The organism is Microbacterium sp. PRC9 (assembly GCF_031844125.1).
In the GTDB taxonomy this organism is placed as follows: domain Bacteria; phylum Actinomycetota; class Actinomycetes; order Actinomycetales; family Microbacteriaceae; genus Microbacterium.
This window is the reverse complement of record NZ_JAUZUR010000009.1, coordinates 81,100-99,575: the sequence shown is the minus strand read 5'-3', so window position 1 is coordinate 99,575 and position 18,476 is coordinate 81,100. Positions and strand designations below refer to the sequence as shown.

Annotated in this window: 12 protein-coding genes; 1 reads left to right on the top strand and 11 read right to left on the bottom strand. The window is 73.9% G+C overall.

What is annotated here, in order from left to right; translation table 11 throughout:
• Positions 1–27: 27 nt before the first annotated feature.
• From Q9R33_RS18575 to Q9R33_RS18530, 10 genes are all read right to left on the bottom strand, one after another.
• The gene (locus Q9R33_RS18575; RefSeq protein WP_311294673.1) at positions 28–609 is read right to left on the bottom strand and encodes a hypothetical protein; all 582 of its coding nucleotides are present in this window, start codon (positions 607–609) and stop codon (positions 28–30) included.
• Entirely contained in the window at positions 606–2,183 is a 1,578-nt protein-coding gene (locus Q9R33_RS18570; protein WP_311294672.1) for a DUF5684 domain-containing protein, read from the bottom strand. Before Q9R33_RS18570 ends, Q9R33_RS18575 begins: the two co-directional genes overlap by 4 nt.
• A complete protein-coding gene (locus tag Q9R33_RS18565; RefSeq protein ID WP_311294671.1) occupies positions 2,180–4,741 on the bottom strand; it encodes a transglutaminase-like domain-containing protein in 2,562 nt (853 codons plus the stop codon). Before Q9R33_RS18565 ends, Q9R33_RS18570 begins: the two co-directional genes overlap by 4 nt.
• Positions 4,738–6,147: a DUF58 domain-containing protein gene (locus tag Q9R33_RS18560; RefSeq protein ID WP_311294670.1), complete on the bottom strand. Its 1,410-nt coding sequence runs from the start codon at positions 6,145–6,147 to the stop codon at positions 4,738–4,740. The genes Q9R33_RS18565 and Q9R33_RS18560 overlap by 4 nt, the downstream gene beginning before the upstream one ends.
• Positions 6,144–7,109, bottom strand: coding sequence for a MoxR family ATPase (locus tag Q9R33_RS18555; protein ID WP_056371411.1), 966 nt, complete (start codon positions 7,107–7,109; stop codon positions 6,144–6,146). Before Q9R33_RS18555 ends, Q9R33_RS18560 begins: the two co-directional genes overlap by 4 nt.
• 55 nt (positions 7,110–7,164) lie before the next feature.
• Complete coding sequence (locus Q9R33_RS18550; protein WP_311294669.1) at positions 7,165–13,134, bottom strand: Ig-like domain-containing protein; 5,970 nt, start codon at positions 13,132–13,134, stop codon at positions 7,165–7,167.
• Positions 13,134–14,273 carry a serine/threonine-protein kinase gene (locus Q9R33_RS18545; RefSeq protein WP_311294668.1) on the bottom strand — a complete coding sequence of 380 codons (1,140 nt, stop codon included), beginning with the start codon at positions 14,271–14,273 and terminating at the stop codon, positions 13,134–13,136. The genes Q9R33_RS18550 and Q9R33_RS18545 overlap by 1 nt, the downstream gene beginning before the upstream one ends.
• A gap of 174 nt (positions 14,274–14,447) precedes the next feature.
• Complete coding sequence (locus tag Q9R33_RS18540) at positions 14,448–15,116, bottom strand: hypothetical protein (RefSeq protein WP_056371415.1); 669 nt, start codon at positions 15,114–15,116, stop codon at positions 14,448–14,450.
• A gap of 263 nt (positions 15,117–15,379) precedes the next feature.
• Positions 15,380–15,958 carry a hypothetical protein gene (locus Q9R33_RS18535; RefSeq protein ID WP_311294667.1) on the bottom strand — a complete coding sequence of 193 codons (579 nt, stop codon included), beginning with the start codon at positions 15,956–15,958 and terminating at the stop codon, positions 15,380–15,382.
• A gap of 40 nt (positions 15,959–15,998) precedes the next feature.
• Positions 15,999–16,982: an ABC transporter gene (locus Q9R33_RS18530; protein WP_311294666.1), complete on the bottom strand. Its 984-nt coding sequence runs from the start codon at positions 16,980–16,982 to the stop codon at positions 15,999–16,001.
• A 236-nt stretch (positions 16,983–17,218) separates the two neighbouring features.
• On the opposite strand from Q9R33_RS18530, the gene Q9R33_RS18525 reads away from it, so the two are divergent.
• On the top strand, positions 17,219–17,749 hold the full coding sequence (locus Q9R33_RS18525) for a hypothetical protein (RefSeq protein WP_311294665.1): 531 nt from the start codon (positions 17,219–17,221) through the stop codon (positions 17,747–17,749).
• Position 17,750: 1 nt separating this feature from the next.
• Here the strand turns inward: Q9R33_RS18525 and Q9R33_RS18520 are convergent, their stop codons facing one another.
• A complete protein-coding gene (locus Q9R33_RS18520) occupies positions 17,751–18,365 on the bottom strand; it encodes a hypothetical protein (protein WP_056371423.1) in 615 nt (204 codons plus the stop codon).
• Between the last annotated feature and the right edge of the window lie 111 nt (positions 18,366–18,476).

The following is an 18,476-nucleotide window of genomic DNA, read 5'->3' as shown; positions in this document are numbered from 1 at the left end:
GGCCGAGATCGCCTCCGGGCGTCTGGGTCAGCCGCTCGTCAGGAGGACCACGAGTGCCAGCGCGGCGACGATGACGAGGACGGATGCCGCGGCCACGACCGCGATCATCCGCCGGCGTCGGCGACGCCTGCGGATCGCGTCGGCAGCAGCCGTGTCGACGTGATCCTGTGGCGTGCGGCGAGCAGGCTCCGCACGCACCGCGGTGACGGGCGGGACGGCACGGGCGCGGTAGGCGTCCGCCGCCGACGCGGGCGGAGCCGCGACCCGGCCGGGCGCCGCCCAAGTCTCCCCGGCGGGCTCCGGGGCGAGCGGCTGCGGGGATGCGGCGCGCCGTGCGCCGGCGGAGGGATCGCCGGGCTCGGGTGAGCGCGGGTGGGCGGTCCGTCGCGGGCCGGCCGGCGCCGACTCGGTTGCCGCCTGCGTGGGAATCTCGGAGTCGGAGGCGACCGCCGACCTCTCCGAGATCACGGTGTCGTCGACGGCGTCGATCTCGGTCGAGGAGCGCCGCGACGGCAGCGTCCGCTCGTCGAACGCGTCGTGGCCCTCCGGCGCGGGCGCCGCGGTCCTGCGTCGGGAGAGGGCGGTGCGCTCGTCGTCGGGATCGATCACCCGTCGCTCCGGCGCAGCCGGACCTCGGCGTCGCCCAGCAGGAACCGGTCGCCGGCCTCGACCTCCTCACCCGGAGGGGCCTCGACCTCGGTGCCCATCACGGTGGCGAACAGCACGCCGTTGGTGGAGTCGAGGTCCGTCACGTACCACTTGTCGTCGCGCAGCCGGAGGCGCGCGTGCGTCTTCGACACCGTGCCGTCCTGGATCGAGACGAGCTGCGCGCTCGGGTGGTCCGGGTCGGCGGCGGGCCGGCGGCCCAGGATGACGATCTCCGACGAGAGCGCGACGGGCTCGCCGGTCGGCGGCACGAGCGCCCAGTCGGTGCGCTTGCGGCGGGCGATGATCGTCTCTTCGAGGATGTCCTGCTCGTCGGGGATCTCGGGCTTGCTGTGGAACGCCGACACCGACGACCGCGCCGATCGCGGCGAGCCGGCCTCGGGCGCGCCGTAGATCGCCGACACCGGTCCGGAGGTCTCGGGGAAGGCGTCGGCCTCGCTCATCGGCGAGCGCGCGGGAGCCCACGGCTCGCGCTCGTCGCCCGCCGAGGGGGCCGCCGGCACGCGGGTGACGGGCGGCCGGGTGATGCCTTCCTCGCCGGTGGTCGCGGCGTCGGGCGGCGTGAACGACTCGGCGCCGGTGCGGGCGGGCCCGGCGGGCGCGGGAGACGCGGCGGCGGTCGGGAGGGATGCGAGCGGCGTGGCGGGCACGGCGGAGATGGGCGCCGGAGCGCCGGGAACGGCGCCGGTGACCTCGGCGCTCAGGTCGATCCCGTCGAGCGCGAAGCCCTGCCACGGGTCCGCGTCGCCGGTGCCGTTGCCACCCGCCTCGGCGGGCGCGGCGGAAACGGGGCGGCCCGGCAACGGCGGGGGCGTCCACCCCGCGGCCGGCGGCGTGACGTCGGCCGCGGCCGACTCCTGAGGCGCCCCGGGCGCCGCGGCGGCCGGGGTGGATGCGGGGGCAGGCTCAGGGGCGGGCGCCGCGGCCACAGATGCCTGCGGAGCGTACGCGGACGGGGGCGCGAACCCTGCGCCGGCGCTCGTCGGCACCGGCGGGACGGCCGTCGGCGCAGGCGGATGCGCGCCTGCCTGGGTCGGTGCACCAGGAGCCGGGAACGGCGGCAGCGGAGGAAGCGTCGCCGTCTCGCCCGAACTGCGCCGCACGCCGGCGCCGAAGGGCGCGCGGGTGTTCGCAGCATCCGTTTCGCGTCCGACCCAGCGCGCACTCCCCCAGCCGACGATCGACGCCCAGACCGGGAGCAGCAGGAAGCCGAGGACGGTCATGCCGGCACCGAAGCCGAAGGCGACGTTGACGCGGTACAGCGCGATCGCCCAGACCACCAGGAACGCGATGCCCACGAACGGGACGAACGCGAGGACGACCAGCCACGGCGAGAGTCCCGCGAGCTGCAGGAGCACGATGGTGTTGAGGACCGGCACCCATGCCTTCCAGGCCTCGACGCCGGACTTGCGGAACACCGCCGACAGTGCGAGCGCGGTCCAGACGTAGAGACCCGCGAACAGCAGCAGGCTGATCAGCGTGCCGAAGACGGCTGCGGTGGCATCTGTGGCGTTCATGGCGTGGGACGCACGGGCTCGGCCCGTCGTCTCCCCCTCTCGGCGAATCGCGTGCGGCCGCCCGGTTCGGGCGCCATCGGACGGAACAACGATCTCAACGATACGGTCGCGAGCGCTCCGCGCCAGAACCCGCGTTCGCGGCGCAGGGCGCGTCGCTCCGCGTCGACGGCCTCCCAGTAGCGCCGCGCGGCGTCGGCGGAGTGGTCCGCGTGCGAGAACACGGCGCGGTCGGCGTCTCGCGCGAGCGCAGCACCCGCGGGCGTCGCGAACGCTGCGGCGAGCTCGCTGCGGGTGGCGGTCCGGGATGCCGCGCGCCCGCTGTCGAGCGCCGCGTCGACGTACTCGTCCCAGCCGCCCGCGATGCGGGTCGCCGGTGTGCCGGTGTGCCGGCGGGAGCGGCGGCGGGCGGCCTTCGTGCCGATCACGATGAGGAAGGGCCCGAGCGCGAGCACGAGCACCAGGAGCACGATGCCGCCGATCCGCAGCATCGGCCAGAGCCACGCCAGGTCGGCGCCGGTGTCGTCGTCGGCCGGGCGATCGGCGGCGGAGTCCTCCTGCGTGGGGTCCGGCGGCACGACCTCCTCGACCGAATCGGGGCGCACCTCGGTGACGTTCTCGGGGTCGCGCTGCTCGGTCGTGTCGAGGCTCGGCGACTGCGCATGCTGCGGGGTCACGTCGACCGCGACCCACTCGCCCGCCGCCGACTGCACCTCGGTCCACGCCGTGAGGTCATGCGCGCGGCAGGCTCCCTCGTCGCACGTCGCGAGATCGGGCTCGGCCGCGGACAGGCGCGCTCCCAGCACCACCCGCGACGGGAATCCGAGTTCGCGGGCCATCAGCGCCGCCGCGACGGCGAACTGCTCGTCGTCCCCGATCGCCGCGACGTAGTTGCCGGATGCCACGGCCCTCTGATCCGTCTCGCGCTCGAGCAGGCGCGCGAACATCGTGTCGACGCGGGCGAGCGAGTGGCCCGAGGCGCTGGGCTGGAACGCGTAGTCGGGCAGGGCCGCCGCCCAGGCCGGCTCCTGCGCCCCCTCGTCGAGGCCGTGGCTGAGGTAGCCGCGCTCGCGCAGCAGCGCGACCAGGCCCGCGAGGGCCGAGCCGGCCGACCCGACCGCGTGCTCGTCCATCCACGTCCGGAGGCTGTCGGGGGCGGCCACGCCGCCCGGGTTCCCCGGCGCGTCGAGCTCGCTGAGCTCCGGAGCCTCGGGCTCGACGCCGCGCACGACGAACGCGTCGCCGGACTCGAATCCTCCCCCGGCGGTCTGGACCCCGGCCGAGGCCGAGGCGTTGTAATAGAACCGGTCCGCCAGCGAGGCGGAGCGGTCGCCGTCGAACGCCACCGCCTCGAGTCGGCCGGCGGTCGGCATCCAGATCCCGTCCCACGCGTCGATCTCGATCCGCGCCGCGACCTCGGTGCCCTCGCCGGCGTCGAGGGCCGACGGCACACGCACGAACCTGCCGGCGTCGACGGCGCCCTCGCCGCCCGACCGGAAGATCTCGCCGTCGTAGGCGTCGAGGGTCGCGAGGCGCACGCGCTGGGGAAGCGCCCCGACGACGCCGTCGGTCACCACCGGCTCGACCGTGAACAGCACGTCGTCGGCGCGGGCGTCGGCGAACAGCGCGCGGTACTGCGAGAGCGGACTGACCTCGGCCGACAGGTCGATGTCGGGCCCGACGGCCGAGCGCAGCACCTCGCGCTCCGCACCGCGCGCGGCGAACGGCACGACCGCCACCGCGACCACGAGCGCGACCGCGACCATGCCCGCGCCGAGCGCGGTGCGACGACGGTCGGCCGCGGAGGGGCGGCGCGAGATGCGGACGCCGCTGGATGCCGCGGCCCGCTGCAGTGCGCGGACGCGCTCGTCGTGGGTGCGCCACGCCAGCCACAGCAGACACGCCACAAGGGCCGTGACGCCGACCGCGGTCTCGACAGGCGCGTAGAGGAACACGGGACCGACCTCGAGCGGGGAGCTCACGGTCGTGCGGCCGAAGAAGAGCCCGAAGGTCACCATCCCGAGCGCCACCGGAACCGCGGCGTAGGCCGCGCGATCCTCCCGCCAGGCGAGCAGCAGGACCGTGCAGGTTCCGATGAGGAACACGACCAGCGCCGGGACGAGCAGGTTGCGGTACGAGCCCACCGGCAGCTCGACGGTGACGAGGTCCTTCCAGCCGAGCACCAGGCCGCTCGCCAGCTCGCCCAGGCCCCGCACGAGGTCGTCGGGCGTGCCCAGGCGCGAGGGCACCGCGAGAGGCACGCCGAGGATCAGCACCGCGAGCGCCAGCGCCCCAGCCGCGGTCCAGCCGCTCCAGCGGCGCCACCACGCGACGGCGGCGATCCCGACGCCGGCCAGGGTGCCGACCATCACGAGGAGCGCGAAGGTGCCCGAGCGGTAGATCGGCCACGCGGCGACGGCCGCGACGACGGCGATCACCGCCGCGAACCCGGCGCCGGCCCACACGCGGGCGACGAGCCGGGGCGCGCGCACGCCGATGGCGTCGGCCGCGCCGCGGGGCGCGGCATCCATCCGCTCCATCACGGGGATCGACCCGCTCACGATGTCGCTCCCCGGAGCAGGAGGCCCGAGAGGTCTTCGAGAGTCCCGACGGTGAGCACCGTCATGCCCGACAGCGGCTGCATGCGCGGGTGCGCGCGCTCGTCGCAGATGAGGCCGACGACCGCGGTGTCGGCCGGGAACGCGAGGGCCGCCTGCTGCAGCCTCGTCAGCGGCACGCGCGAGCCGACCACGACGAACGCGATCGACAGCCGTTCGCCCGACTCCGCTGCCAGGCGGCACACCTCGCCGACGGGCATCGTGCTCTCGAGCAGCTCGACGCCGCTGAAGCCGTCCAGCATGGGGCGCGGCGCCGCGGCGGGGATGTGGCGGATCGCGCGCAGGCGCCCGCGCACCACCCGCGGGATCTCGGAGCCGGTCACGATCTGCACGTCGCGTGCGTCGTGGACGGCGCGCAGGCCCAGCGACGCCGCGCACGACACGGCCAGCTCGAATTCGTCGGCATCCGCGTACTCGGCTGCGGCGACCGCGAGGACCACCGCCATGCGCGAGCGCCGCGACTCCTCGTACTGACGCACCATCAGCCGCCCGGTCTTCGCCGTCGACCGCCAGTGGATCTGGCGGCGCGAATCGCCGGGAGCGTACTCGCGGATGGCGTGGAACGACATGTCGGCGTCGACCAGACGGCGCGTCGGCGCGCCCTCGAGGTCGCGGATGAGCCCCGCGCTCGTGGACGGGAGCGCGGTCGTGCGGGGGTGGACGTAGAGGTCGTGCACGTCGGGGAACGAGTGCTCGCGGCGCAGCATCCCGATCGGGTCGCTGCGCACCGTGGTCGCCGGACCGACCCTGACGATGCCGCGCGGGAGGCCGGGGATGTCGAGCGGCTGCTCGACGGCGTTCCCAGGTCGCAGCAGCGGCACGCCGAACTCGACGAGGCCGGCCCCGACCGGGATGTCGATGCGGCCCGGCAACGCGGTGCGGTGGCCGTCGTTGCGCACGTCGATGCGGCCGGTGACGCCCTCGCCTGCGACGATCCGCTCGTGCGTCAGCGACAGGTCGACGTCGTACGCGCGGGCGCCGAACAGGAACGGCACGGCGGCGACGATGAGCACGACGGATGCCGCGCCCGCGACCATGAACTCCACCCAGCCGAAGACGACCCCGAGCACGAGCCCCACGGTCGCCGCAAGGGCCACCAGGGCTCCTGCCGGCCGGACGGTCTGAGCGGCCCACTCGGCCGCGGTCGTGATACCCGAGCCCGCCGCCCGCCACACGCCGGTCCACCACACGGCGGCGCGCACGAAGGCGCGTCCGCGGCGCGACTCGCCGACGCTCGTGGCCGTGGCGGTCACGTGAGTGCGGCCGGTCGTGCCGGTGGACTGGACGGTGCGCGTGATGCGCGGCTCCACCGTCCCGGTGGCGCCGCCGCGGCGCTCGGGGCTCGTCATACCGCTTCGCGCCTCGAGGGCGGTGCCACATCGAGCAGCACCTGCCCGACCACGGTCTCGGGGGTGACGCCGTCGAACTCGGCTTCGGGGTGCAGGATCAGGCGGTGCGACAGCACGGGCACCGCGAGCGTCTTGACGTCGTCGGGGGTCGCGTAGGTGCGGCCCTGCGACGCGGCCCGCGTGCGGACGGCGCGCGCCAGGGCGAGCGCGCCACGGATGCTGACGCCCAGGCGCACCTCGTCGGCCGTGCGCGTGCTGTCGACCAGGCGGGCGATGTAGTCGAGCACGAGCGCGTCGACGTACACAGCGGCGGCGAGGTCGGCCATGCCGACGAGCGCCTGCGGCGTGATGATCGGCGTGAGCTCGGCGGTCGCGACGGCCGCCCCGTCGAGGATGCGGACGGTCGCCGCATGGTCGGGGTAGCCGAGCGACGTGCGCATCATGAAGCGGTCGAGCTGCGCCTCGGGCAGGCGGTAGGTGCCCGCCTGCTCGACGGGGTTCTGCGTCGCGAGCACGAGGAACGGCACGCCCGCCTCCCGCGAGACGCCGTCGATCGTGACGCGCCCCTCCTCCATGACCTCGAGGAGGGCGGACTGCGTCTTCGGACTCGCGCGGTTGATCTCGTCGGCGAGCACGATGTTCGCGAAGATCGGGCCGGCGTGGAACTCGAACACGCCCTCCTTCTGGTCGTAGACGCTGAGCCCCGTGATGTCGCTCGGCAGCAGGTCCGGCGTGAACTGGATGCGCGTGTTCGTGCCCTGCACCGACTGCGCCATCGCCCGCGCCAGCGACGTCTTGCCGGTCCCCGGCACGTCCTCGAGGAGCACATGCCCGTCGCTGAGCATCGCGGTGAGCACGAGCTCGACGACATGGCGCTTGCCGAGGACGGCGCGCTCGACGTTGTCGGCGATCTGCCCGAACGTCTGCGCGAACCAGTCGGCCTGCTCCTGCGTGATCGTCATGTGGTGTCGTCCTTCGTCGTGTAGGGAAGATCGTGGGGAGAGCGGATGCTGCCGCTCAGGGCGTGGGCGGCGGTCCCGGGTCGCCGTTGCCGGGCTGGCAGATCGCCGAGAACTCGGTGCTCGCGGGGGCCAGGCCCCAGCCCTGGGCGTCCCAGTTCACGGACACCGAGATGCCCTCGACGCGGACCGCGCCCTGCGGCACGTCCCACGTGCCGGCGTTGTGCGTCAGGAGGCGGTCCTGCTTGTCGTAGTACCGCAGGCCGGCATTGCCGAACGTGAACGCCGCAGATGAGCCGTTCGGGGCGTTCGACGACTGACCGCGGTACGTGAGCGGGCTTCCCCCCACGCACGAGGTGACGGTCCAGTTGGCCTGAACCTGGTACGGGGCGCTGCCCGCGCGCGGCGTCACCGTCGACCACGCGGTGGCCGTGCCCCAGAAGTCGTGCACGTAGCGCACCTGGATGCCGGGATCCTGGCCGAACACCGTGCTGCCGGGGCCCCAGCCCTGGAACTCGGCGTGATTGCGGTTGGGGAGCCGCTCGGTCGAGGTCGGGTTCTGGCGGATCACCCAGTCGGCGCGCTGCGACTGGACGCTCGGCGTGCCGTCGACGACGAAGGTCCAGCCCTGCGGCGCCCTGCCGGATTGGAAGGCGCGCACGCTCTGGGTGATCTCGGCGCGGCCGAACGACGCGCCGCCGTCCCACGACTCGACGCACGCGCGGAACGTGTACTCCTCGCCGTCCGTGAGGCCGGGGAAGGTCGCCGTCGCGCCGTCCTCGGTCACCGTGCAGCGCTGGCCGTCCTGCACGATGCCGTAGCGCAGTGCCGAGCCGTCGCCGTTGCGCTGTGCGGAGGCGCGCGCGGTCACCGTCGCGGTGCCGTCGCCGTTCGACACCGAGCTGAGCGTCAGCTGCGGCGACAGCGGGCTGCCGATGCCGTTCGTCTGCACCGTCGCGGCGCCACCCGACGCGCTGCCGCCGAGGCCGGGCGGCAGGTCGAACCGCGAGTAGGGGGTGATGGTCACGATCGTGCCGGTGTTGCTGCCCACCCGGAACCACGGCACCTCGACGCGGGTCTGGTTGCGGCTCACCGGCACCCGCACCGTCTCGCCGGCAGGGCTCGCGATCTCGAGGCTGCCGGTCTCGCCGGCCTCGATCCCGTCGATGACCAGCGACACGATGCCGCCCGTGCCGTCACCGGTGGGGACAGGGGCGGCGATCACGCTGGTCGGCGCGAGCGGCGCGTCGTACGCCCATGCGACGGTGCGCACGGCCGCCTTCGACTCACCGACGGCGTTGACGGCCCAGGCGTCGTAGGTGCGCTGCTCGCCGTTCGGGGCGGCGACCGCGGGGCACACGCCGTCCGCGGCGCACCGCGCCACCTCCTGCCCGCCGGAGCGGATGACGAAGCCGGTGAGCGCGGGGTACGCCAGCCGGGCCTCGCCCGGATCGATCCTCATCGTCACCGTCCCGTCGGCATATGCCGTCTGGGTGATGCTCGCGGGTGTCTTCGGGAATCCGAGCAGGTCGAGGAGCACACGGCCGTCGCGCTCGGCGTTCGTCACGCGGCCCTGGGCGTCGCGCACCGAGAACGTGGCGGTGCACGTCGCCCCCGGGGCATCCGTCGTCCACGTCGCCGTGATCGACGTCGCCGACGCCACCTGGAAGCCCACCCCGGCGCACGCGCCCGTCGGACGCACGCCGACGACCTCGAGCGGAGTGCGGGGCAGCGGGTTGACCTCGCCGCCCGCGCCGATCACCGGGATCGTGCACGACGACCCTCCGGCCTGCGAGCACTGCTGCACGACCGAGCCGCCCTGCGGAAGCGTCGACGGCGCGGCGCCGACGCGGAGGATGAGCCGCGCGGGGGCCACCGAGGGGTGGCTCGTGACGGAGACGAGCACGGCCTCCTCGGAGCCCGGGACGGCGCGGTCCGCCCCGGTCACGGTCACGATGGAGCCCTCCTGCGTGACCTCGAACGCGGTGCCGGCGTGCTCGGTCGCGTAGACGATCCCGTCCCAGTCCGGGCGCAGCTGCCACGTGGTCATGTTCTGCAGGTCGAAGGTCGCGCTCTCGCCGGGCCCGACCGTGATGGATGCCGGCCGGAGCTCGGGCTGCGGGTCGCGGGGGTGCACCACGATCGGCACCGACAGGTAGGTCCAGTCCTCCTGGCCGCTCAGGCGCACGGGGACCTGGCAGGCGTCGACCCACGGTGCGCCCGAACCCGCGTCGTAGCGCACGACGGTGCCCGACTCGACGGTGCAGGAGGCCTCGGGACGAGCGCCCGATGCCCGCACGTCCTCTCCGAGCTCGACCACCGCGCCCCGGGGGCGCGCGACGAGGTCCGCCATGTCGAAGGTGGTGGACTCGAGCTCGGTGACCTCGGGCGGGGCGGCGTTCGCGCGCAGCGTCAGCGCCAGGTCGTTCTCGCCCGGCACGCGGAGGAAGCCGTAGGAGGTCACCTCGCCGGCGGTGCCCTCACCGGTGACCGCGAACGGGATCAGCCGCGTGGTCTCGGGGAGCTCGCCCCGCAGCTGCGAGCCCCGCACCGAGACGCCGTCGGGATCGCCCCACAGCGACAGCTCGAGGTCGTCGACGTCGCCGCCCGACCAGGTGACCTTGCCGCCGAGCACGTCGACTCCCCGGGGGAAGTCCTCACGGGTCTCGACGGTGAGGTTGGTGTCGGCGACGACCGGGAAGTCGGGGACGTTCTCGCGAACCACGCGCACCACGATGAGCCCGCGTCCCGTGTTGCCCGAGGAGGACTCGACGTCGTAGAGGAACGACATCGTCGCGGGCTCGTCCCCCGCCGCGATCCGGACAGTGGTGTCGTCCGCGCCCACGATCTGTTCGTTCAGCCGTGCGAACTCGGGGTTGTCGCTGCCGTCCACGAGCGTCGCCGGCACGTCGGGACGGATGTCGGTGACCCGCAGCTCGCCCAAGGTCGGGTCGACGTCGTTGGAGAGCGGGCTGACGCGGATCGTGTTGCCCGCACCTGCCTGCACCTGCACGTAGTCGGTGAACGTGACCGGGCTCGGGTTGGCCTGGCTGTCGAGCACGCCGATGCGCACGGTCCCGTCGGCGGTCGCACCGAACGCGTCGACGACGCGGTAGCGGAACGACACCTGGCCGCTGTCGCCGGGCACGCTCGTGTACATGATCGATCCGCCGTCGGCCGTGATCGTGGCCGCGCCCCGGGCGGGCTGCTCGACGATCCGGTCGAGGGTCACGACGTCGCCGTCGGGGTCGGCGCCGAAGTCGTCGAATTCGAGGAGGGTCGACTGGCCGCTGAGCACGCGACCCTCGAGCGTGTCGGCGGTGGGGGCGCGGTTCGCCTCCGCGTCGATCACCGTCACCCGCACCGTCGCGGTGTCGGCGAGCGCCGGAGCGCCCGTCGTGAACACGGAGTACTCGATCGCGTACTGGCCGGGCTCGTCGGGAGCGAGGTAGCGCAGCAGGTCGCCCGACGCGAACGCGAGCGCGCCCTCCGACGACGAGCTCACCGAGGCCGGGTTCAGTGTCGGCCTGCCGCCGGCGGGCGAGATGTCGTTGCCCGTCACCGGGATGTCGATCTGGGCGCCGGCGCGCACCACCACGGCATCGTCGACGGCGATCGGCGCGAGCTCCGGCGCGGGTGGCAGCAGGTACACCGTCGCCTCCCCCTCGACGCTCGCACCCGCGTCCTCGGTGCCGTCGCTCACCACGTACGAGACGGTGCCGAGTCGTCCGGCGGCGCCGTCGGCCGTGGTCCCCGACACGCGGAGGTGGTTCTGGCCGACGCCGTCGACCGACAGCGTGGCGCCGTCGTCCGCCCGCGCGACGACGTCGCTCAACAGCAGCACGCGACGTGTCGGGTTCGAGACGGCGTCGAAGATCTCGAGGGTCGCGTCCTGCTGAGGGTGCACGAACGCGACCACTGGCGACGTGGCCAGCTGGGCCGGCGCGTCGGCGGGCAGCAGGGTGATGCGGGCCGTGGCGCTCGCCTCGCTCACGCCGTCGGTCACCGTGAAGTCGACGCGGAACGTGCCAGGACTCTTCGCCGCGAAGTCGAACGAGGTCGAGCCGCTGACCGCCGTCGCGGTGGCCGCGGCATCGTCGAGCACCCGCACCGATTCCAGCGACAGGGTGCCCGCGGTGCCCGTGACGTGCTCGGCGACGTCGACGGTGATCCCGGAGGCGACCGTGTCGGTCACGGCGAACGACTGCGCCGCGAGCTGAGGCTGCGGCGACACCGTGATCATGAGCGGCTTCACGGTCGCGCCGCCCTGGGTGTCGGCGACCGTCACCTCCAGCTCGACGAGCTGCTCTCCGCCGTCGCCGGCGTCGTCGTGCTGATAGACGACGTCGCCGCCGGGCGTCGCCGCGACGCTGCCGACACCGCTCTTGTTCTCGACCGACAGGAGCAAAAGGGGGTCGCCCTCCGGGTCGACCCACCCCGGCAGCACGGGCACGGTCACCGTGCCGCCCCGGGCGACCTCGGGTTCGGGCCATTCGACGAGGCATCGCTCGACGCCGCACCACTGGGGCGCCGAGTCGGCGGCGGCGTCCGCCACCGTCACCGTGACCGACGTCGGGTCGGACTTCAGGCCGTTCTCGGTGGTGCCGTCGGTGACCGCGTACGAGAAGGTCGCCGATCCCGTCGCGCCGGGCTGCACCCGGAGGGCGAGGCGCTGGTCGTCGTCGGTCACCGACACGGTTCCGAACGCGGGGTCGAGCCCGGTGATCGACGCCGGGTCGATCGTGAGGACGTCCTCGTTCGGGTCGTGGTCGTTCATGAGCACCGGCAGCGAGGCGAGGGCGCCCGCCCGCACGCCGAACGCGTCGGGCTCGGCGATCGGCGGCTTGGGATCGAGCACGACCTGCAGCTGCTCTTCGCTGGGAACGGCGTCGGGGTCGGTGCGGTCGTCGAGGCTCCAGTCCTGGCTCGACGGGATCAGCGCGCCGTCGGGCACCGACCAGGCCCACCCCGAGCGGGTGTCGTTGAGGATGACCGCGGAGTCGCTCGAGACGAACACGGGGCGCTGCTGGTCGCCCATCGTCTCGTCACCGTAGTCGAGCGGTGCGGTGGCGCCGCTCGAGCGCCACAGCAGACCGCCCGCATCGCCCTGGCCGAGCCATGCCGCGTAGGTCTCGCCCCCGTGCGCGACCGGCTGCGCGGGTGTGCCGAGCACCGTTCCTGCACCGTCTCCGACCGGGGTCTGGATGGCCGACCCGTCGACCGGCACCCGCACCAGCCCGGTCTCGTCGGCGAGATAGACGGCGGTGCCCTGCGCGTCCGGTGCGCCGACGACCACCGCACCCGTCGTCGGCGCCTGCGCCGCGGCATCCTGCCCGCGAAGCCACACCTCGCCGTCTTCGGTGTCGACCACCGCCCACGTGTCGCCCGCCGCCGTGATGGCCGGCGTGTCGATGCCGTTCTGGTCGAACGCGTCGCGCGCGCGCACCTGGCTCTCGCCGATGTCGTAGCGCAGCACCGAACCGTCGGCGCCCGAGTACGCGAACAGCATCCCGCGCTCGTCGACGGCGATCGCCTCGGCGGTGTACTGCGGGGCGTCGTCGTCGTCCGCGCCGAACGGGTCGAGCTGCGACGAGGTGCCGCTCGAAAGGCGGCCCGCGAAGACGGCGCCCGAGTCGGTGAGGTAGGCGACCCAGTCTCCGGCGGTCACGACCTCGGTGGTGCCGGACGGGGTCTTCTGCGACGACTGCAGCGCCTCCTCGTCGAGGTCGGCGGGCATCGCGGCGTCGATGCGCGTGAGCGTCGAGTAGCTGTCGCTGAAGAGGTACGCGGCATCCCCCGTCTGCACCACCTGGTCGGGGTTGCTGATGCTGCGCACGGTGTCGAGCTCGCCGACCGAGGTGTTCACGCGGGCGTAGCGGCGGCCGTCGCCCGTCTGCAGCGCCCAGACCGCGGTGTCGACGTCGGGGGTCTCCTGCGCGTCGAGCCCCGGCCACACGATGCTGATGCCGATGACGGTGGCCACCACCGCGCCGGCGGCGACGATGCCGGCGATGGTGCCGCGTCGCATCAGAGCACCCCCGCGGCCAGCAGCGCCACGACGACCGCGCCGGCGCCGGCGACGATCCCCGCTCCGATGCCGATGACCCAGGGCAGCACGGCGCGACCGCGCCGACGGGCGGGCGCCGATATCTCGGTGTCCTCGTCGCGGGCGAGCTGCGCGACACCCGTGCCGGCGCGCGTCTTGCGGGTGAGGTCGCGCTCCACGTGCGAGCGCGCGGGTCCGCGCAGCGCCGAGTCCCCGAAATCGACGGGGGCGGATGCCGGGGACCACTCCGCATCGGGGATCTCGAGCGGTGTCGGCGAGAGGCCGAGCCCCGACTGCACCTCGCGCAGCGCCTCGCCGAACGCCCGGGCCGAGTCGTACCGGCGACCCGGATCGCGGCTCATCGCGGTCGCCAGGACGGCCTGCAGCGACGCCGGGACGTCGGCCCGCGGGATCTCGACGTAGGTGGCGCGCGCGATCCGCTTGCGCAGCAGCTCCTTGGTGTTCTGCCCGCGCTCGCGGCGCTCGAAGGGGCTGTGGCCCGCGAGGAGCGAGTAGACCGTGGCGCCCAGGCTCCACACCTCGCTCGTCACGGTGCCGCTCGTCTGTTCGGCGACGACCTCGGGAGCGCTCCACGGGATCGACATCGCGAGCACCTCGCCGCCGCTCTTGCGCTGCAGCGAGGCCGAGATGCCGAAGTCGGCGAGCACGGGGGTGCCGAAGGTGGTGATGAGGATGTTGCTCGGCTTGACGTCGCGGTGGATGAGCCCGGCGCGGTGCGCGGACTCGAGCGCGCTGGCCATGCGCACGCCGATGGCGAGGACCTCGTCGACGGGGACGCGCTCGACCCGGTACCGCTGCGCGAGCGAGCCCGGGCAGTACTCCATGACGATGTACGGGCGGCCGTCGGCCGAGATGCTCGCCTGGTAGACCGTCACGATCGAGGGATGGGCCGACAGGTGCGCGAGCACGTCGGCCTCAGCGTTGAACATGCGCCGCAGCTCCGGGTCGCGCACGTCGCTCGGCATGACCTTCACTGCGACGTTGCGGCGGGGCATGTCCTGCTCGTAGAGGAAGACGTCCGCGAAGCCGCCGGAGCCCAGCGGGCGGATGTAGGCGAGCCCGGGAAGGATCGGAGGCGCCGAAGGAAGCCGTGCAGCCACCAGCACACCTCCCCGCAGTCCGCCACCGTCACACCCATGTCGCCGGAGCGACAACAAACCCGGTCATGCTAACAAAACCCGCCTCCCGAGAACCCGCATGGCGAGCAGGGATGTGGACAGTGGAGCGCGTGCGGCGGGCCGGTACCGGACCGTGCCGCAGAGACGGGGCCGGCGTCAGTCTAGCCGCGGAGCCTCGCCGGGGTCGTGGGGGTCGAACGGTGCGTCGAGCGACTTCGTGAGATCGGCGAGCATCGCCTCGATCTGGGGCTCGACGTACTCGGTCACTGCGGCCTGGATGCGCAGGCGATGGTGCAGCAGGACCGTGCACACCTCGCGGCCGACCATGTTCGCGTAGTCGTCGGCGAGCCCGACCTCCTGGCGCAGCGCCGCCTTCGCCTCCTCGCTCAGCGGGGGGAGCGCCGGCACATGCGCGTCGGCCTCCTCGGCGAGCCCCGCGATCGTGAACAGGAACGGGGCGCCGGGCACCGGATCGGGGTCCATCGGAAGGCCCTCAAACTCGGGATCGAGTCCTTCGCCGGGGCGGTAGGTGCGCGCGCGGTTGCGGGCGGCCTGCTGATCGAGCTCGGCCTGCAGCATCGGGAGGTTCAGCGCCGTGTACTCGGCGACCGAGCGGTCGACGATCGTCTTGATGCGGGTCGACAGCCCGTGCTGCACGCCGTGCGGCACGTCGGCGCCGAGGCCCGCAGCCGAGAGTACGGGCGACCCGAAGCAGCGGCGGCAGGGGGCGGTCCGCCCGTGGTGCGTCGCGGGCTCCCAGCGGGGCACCCACGCGAGCCAGGCGTCCACCGCCTGGCTGACCTGGGTCTCGAGCGACCGCTCCACGCGTTCCACGCTAGTGCCCGGCCCCGGCACCCGCGCGGATTTCCGCGGTCGCCTGCCCTGTTCCCTCTCCTGTGAGGTCCGGACCTCACAGCGCGCGCCGCGCGAAGACCTGCGAAGTCCGGACCGCGCCGTTGCCCGGCCGACGCCGCGAACCTGCGAAGTCCGGACATCGCGTGAGGGGGAGCACTGAGTCGGGCGAAGTCCGGACTTCCCGGAATCGGATGCTGCGATGAAGGGTGTTCGCGGCGCCGTCGGCCGCCGGATCACTCGTCGAACTCGTCCTCCCACGGCCATCTCGGGCGGCGGGCACGGGTGCGCACGAGCGCGATGCCCGCCCACGACGACACGAACGCCGCGGCGGCGACGACGAACCCGAACCACGTGGTCGCGAGCCGGCCCACGACCGCCGTCGCGACGCCGAGATCGGCGCCGGTGAACACGGCGCCGAACCACACTCCCCCGAGGTACGCGAGGAAGGTCGCGGCGGTCGTCCACGCGGCACCCCAGTACGACGGATGCCTCGCCCCGGCGCCGGCGATCGACCCCGGGCCCGCGGCAGCCGGTGCGGCGCCGCCCGTCGGGGCCGCAGCATCCGTCCGGCTCGAGGTGCGTGCGATCGCGGCCCACAGGCCGCCGGCGAACGCGAGTGTCGCGCACACGACGCCGGTGATCCCGGGAGCCTGCCCGAGCCCGGGGCTCGCGATGACGTCCTCCCCCATCGCCAGACTGGTCATGCCGAGTCCGAAGATGAGGAGCGCGACGAAGCCCATCGTCGCGAAGGCCAGGGCGACAGGCGGTCGCACGGGTCCCTGCGACGGCCCGTCCGAACCGTCAGCGGCCATGCCGCCAGCCTACGTCGGCGGGCACGGCCGCGGACGGCGCCTACGCGCGGACGAGCTGCGGGCCGGCCTCGAGCGTGCGCTCGTACTCGCGCTGCGCCTCGATGTTGAGCTCGGTGACGCGCTTCGCCCGCGCGGCGGCCCACGCACCGAACCAGATCGTGAGCTCGCGGCCGATGATGAACGCCGCGATCGCGAGCGGCGTCAGCAGCTCCCCCTCGACGAGCGTGGCGCCCTCGCTGGCGGTGAGGTTCCAGAACGGGGCCTGGAACAGCGCGCCCAGGATGTGTCCGGCGTACGCGGCGACGCCCACGAGAATGCCGAAGACCACCCAGTGGCCCCAGCGGCCGCGGTTGATGATGGCGCCGAGCAGCCAGAAGCCGAGGAAGAACACCACGACCGGCACCCAGAGCGACCAGGTCGCCAGAGCCTCGAGGGCGGTCGTGCCGACGTTCGCGCCGGTGACGTCGCCCTTGATCGCGTCGACGCCGAGCCACACCGCGAGGTAGAGCACGGCGAACGCGACGGCGGCGAGCAGGCCGATGGCTCCGGCGGCGGCGCGGTTGCCCCGCGGACGCGGGGCCTCGGGCGCCTGCACGAAGATCGGCTGCGGGGCCGCGGCCGCGGCGACGACCGCGGGTTCGGCGACCACGGGCTCGGCGACGACGGGCTCGCTGGGGGTCACGACCGGCGGGACCACGACGGTGGGCGAGTCGTCGGCGGCGGGAGCGGGCGTCGCGGACGAGGTGTAGTCCAACGAGGCCGCCTCCGGCGATTCCCACGGGTCGGGCTCGGCGGCGGCCGGCGCGTCGGCGGCGGTCGAGGGCGCCTCGGCGGCGGTCGAGGGGGCGTCGGAGGCGCCAGGCGCCTCGTCGGCGGGGGGCTCTGGGGCGGGAGTCTCGCTGCCGACCGCGTCGCGCTTGGCGGCCTCTGCGTCGGCGAGACCTTCGTTCGCACGGCCGACGACGTCGTCGACGCCGTTGGGCTCGTCGACGGGCTCGCCGTAGGACGACTTGGGGTCACTCATCGCAGGCACTCCTCACGCAGGGATCATCCCCGCAGAGGCAGAGTAGCCCGCGGTTCCGCGCACACGACGGAGGCGTGCCGGAGGAATCCGCGCCCGCCCACTACCCTGAGCCCATGGCACCACGGGCGTTCCAGGTCACCGCGGCTACAGCTGGGCCCCCGCCACCTGAGGCTCCGCGACGCGCGCCAGCGCGGCGTGGAGTGGTCGCGGGGACCATTCTCTTCGCACTCGCCGCCTTGACGGCGTGCGCACCCGACGCGCCGTCGGGGGGCGGACTCACCTTCACGCCGACACCGTCCGCGTCGGCGTCCGGATCGGCGACGCCGACGCCGACGCCGTCACCGACTGCGCGCGCGGAGATCCCCGACGACTGCCGCGCGATCCTGACCGCCGACGTGCTCGCTCAACTCGAGGGCGTGCCGCTCAACGACCCCGCCTTCGGCGCATCGGGACCGCAGGCCGACGGCGGCCTGGTGTGCGTGTGGCGCGACCCCGCCGCCGACACGACCGGGCTGGTCACCACGATCTCGTACATGTCGCGCGGGCCGGCGCTCGACATGCTCAACAAGCTCGTCACCGACGAGGGCTACACCTGCTACACCCCCGATGGCGGCACGCGCTGCGAGAAGACCTGGCCGAACGAGACGTACCCCGTCACCGACGGGCGCACGCTGTTCTGGCGCGACGACATCCTCATCGACACGCAGTACTCGAACCTCGCGCCCGCCGGCTACACGGCGGCCCTCGTCGCGAGCATCTTCGGCTGAGTCAGCCCCAGACCGTGCGGTCGAGCCGCGGGCCGTAGTCCTCGGGGTGCCACGTCGTCTCGACGCTCACGAGCCACAGTCCGTCACGGAGGGTGTGCTCCTCGCGCACCGCGCCCCGTGTGCGATCGCAGACGGTGGCGCCGTCCGCCGTCCGGCAGGAGAACCCGTCGCCCGCCAGCGCGGCCTCGGCGATCGTGGCGGCGTCCGCGTCGACCTTCGACAGCGTGGTGACGATCCCGCCCGCGTCGAACCGCCAGGTGCACGTCACCAGCACGTCGGGTGCGGCGGCGTCGGCGAACGCCGTCGCCGTCGTCGCGGGAGCCGCCATCGACTGGTTGAGCAGCGATCCCTCCCGCCAGGTGAGCTCGTTCCAGAGATCGTCGGAGTACAGCGTGCGGCAGTCGATCGCGCCGCCGTCCGCCGCGGTCTGGGCGGGCGTCTGCGCGGGCGTCGCCTCGGGCCGCGGCGCAGTGGCACTGCGCAGCGTGTCGCCGACCCACGCGACGGCCACCGGGACCATCGGCAGCGCCAGCCACACGAGCGAGGCGACGACCGCGGCGCACAGGATCCCCGCGGGCACGGCGATCCACGAGTTGCGTCCGCCGGTCCTCGCCATGGGGCCCCCACCTCCGCCTCCACGGTAAGCCGGAGAGACGGATGCTGCGCCGCGGCGCGCGCGGGGCCTGCGAGGATGCCGCGGGGCGAGGCATCCGTCCCCCCGCACGTT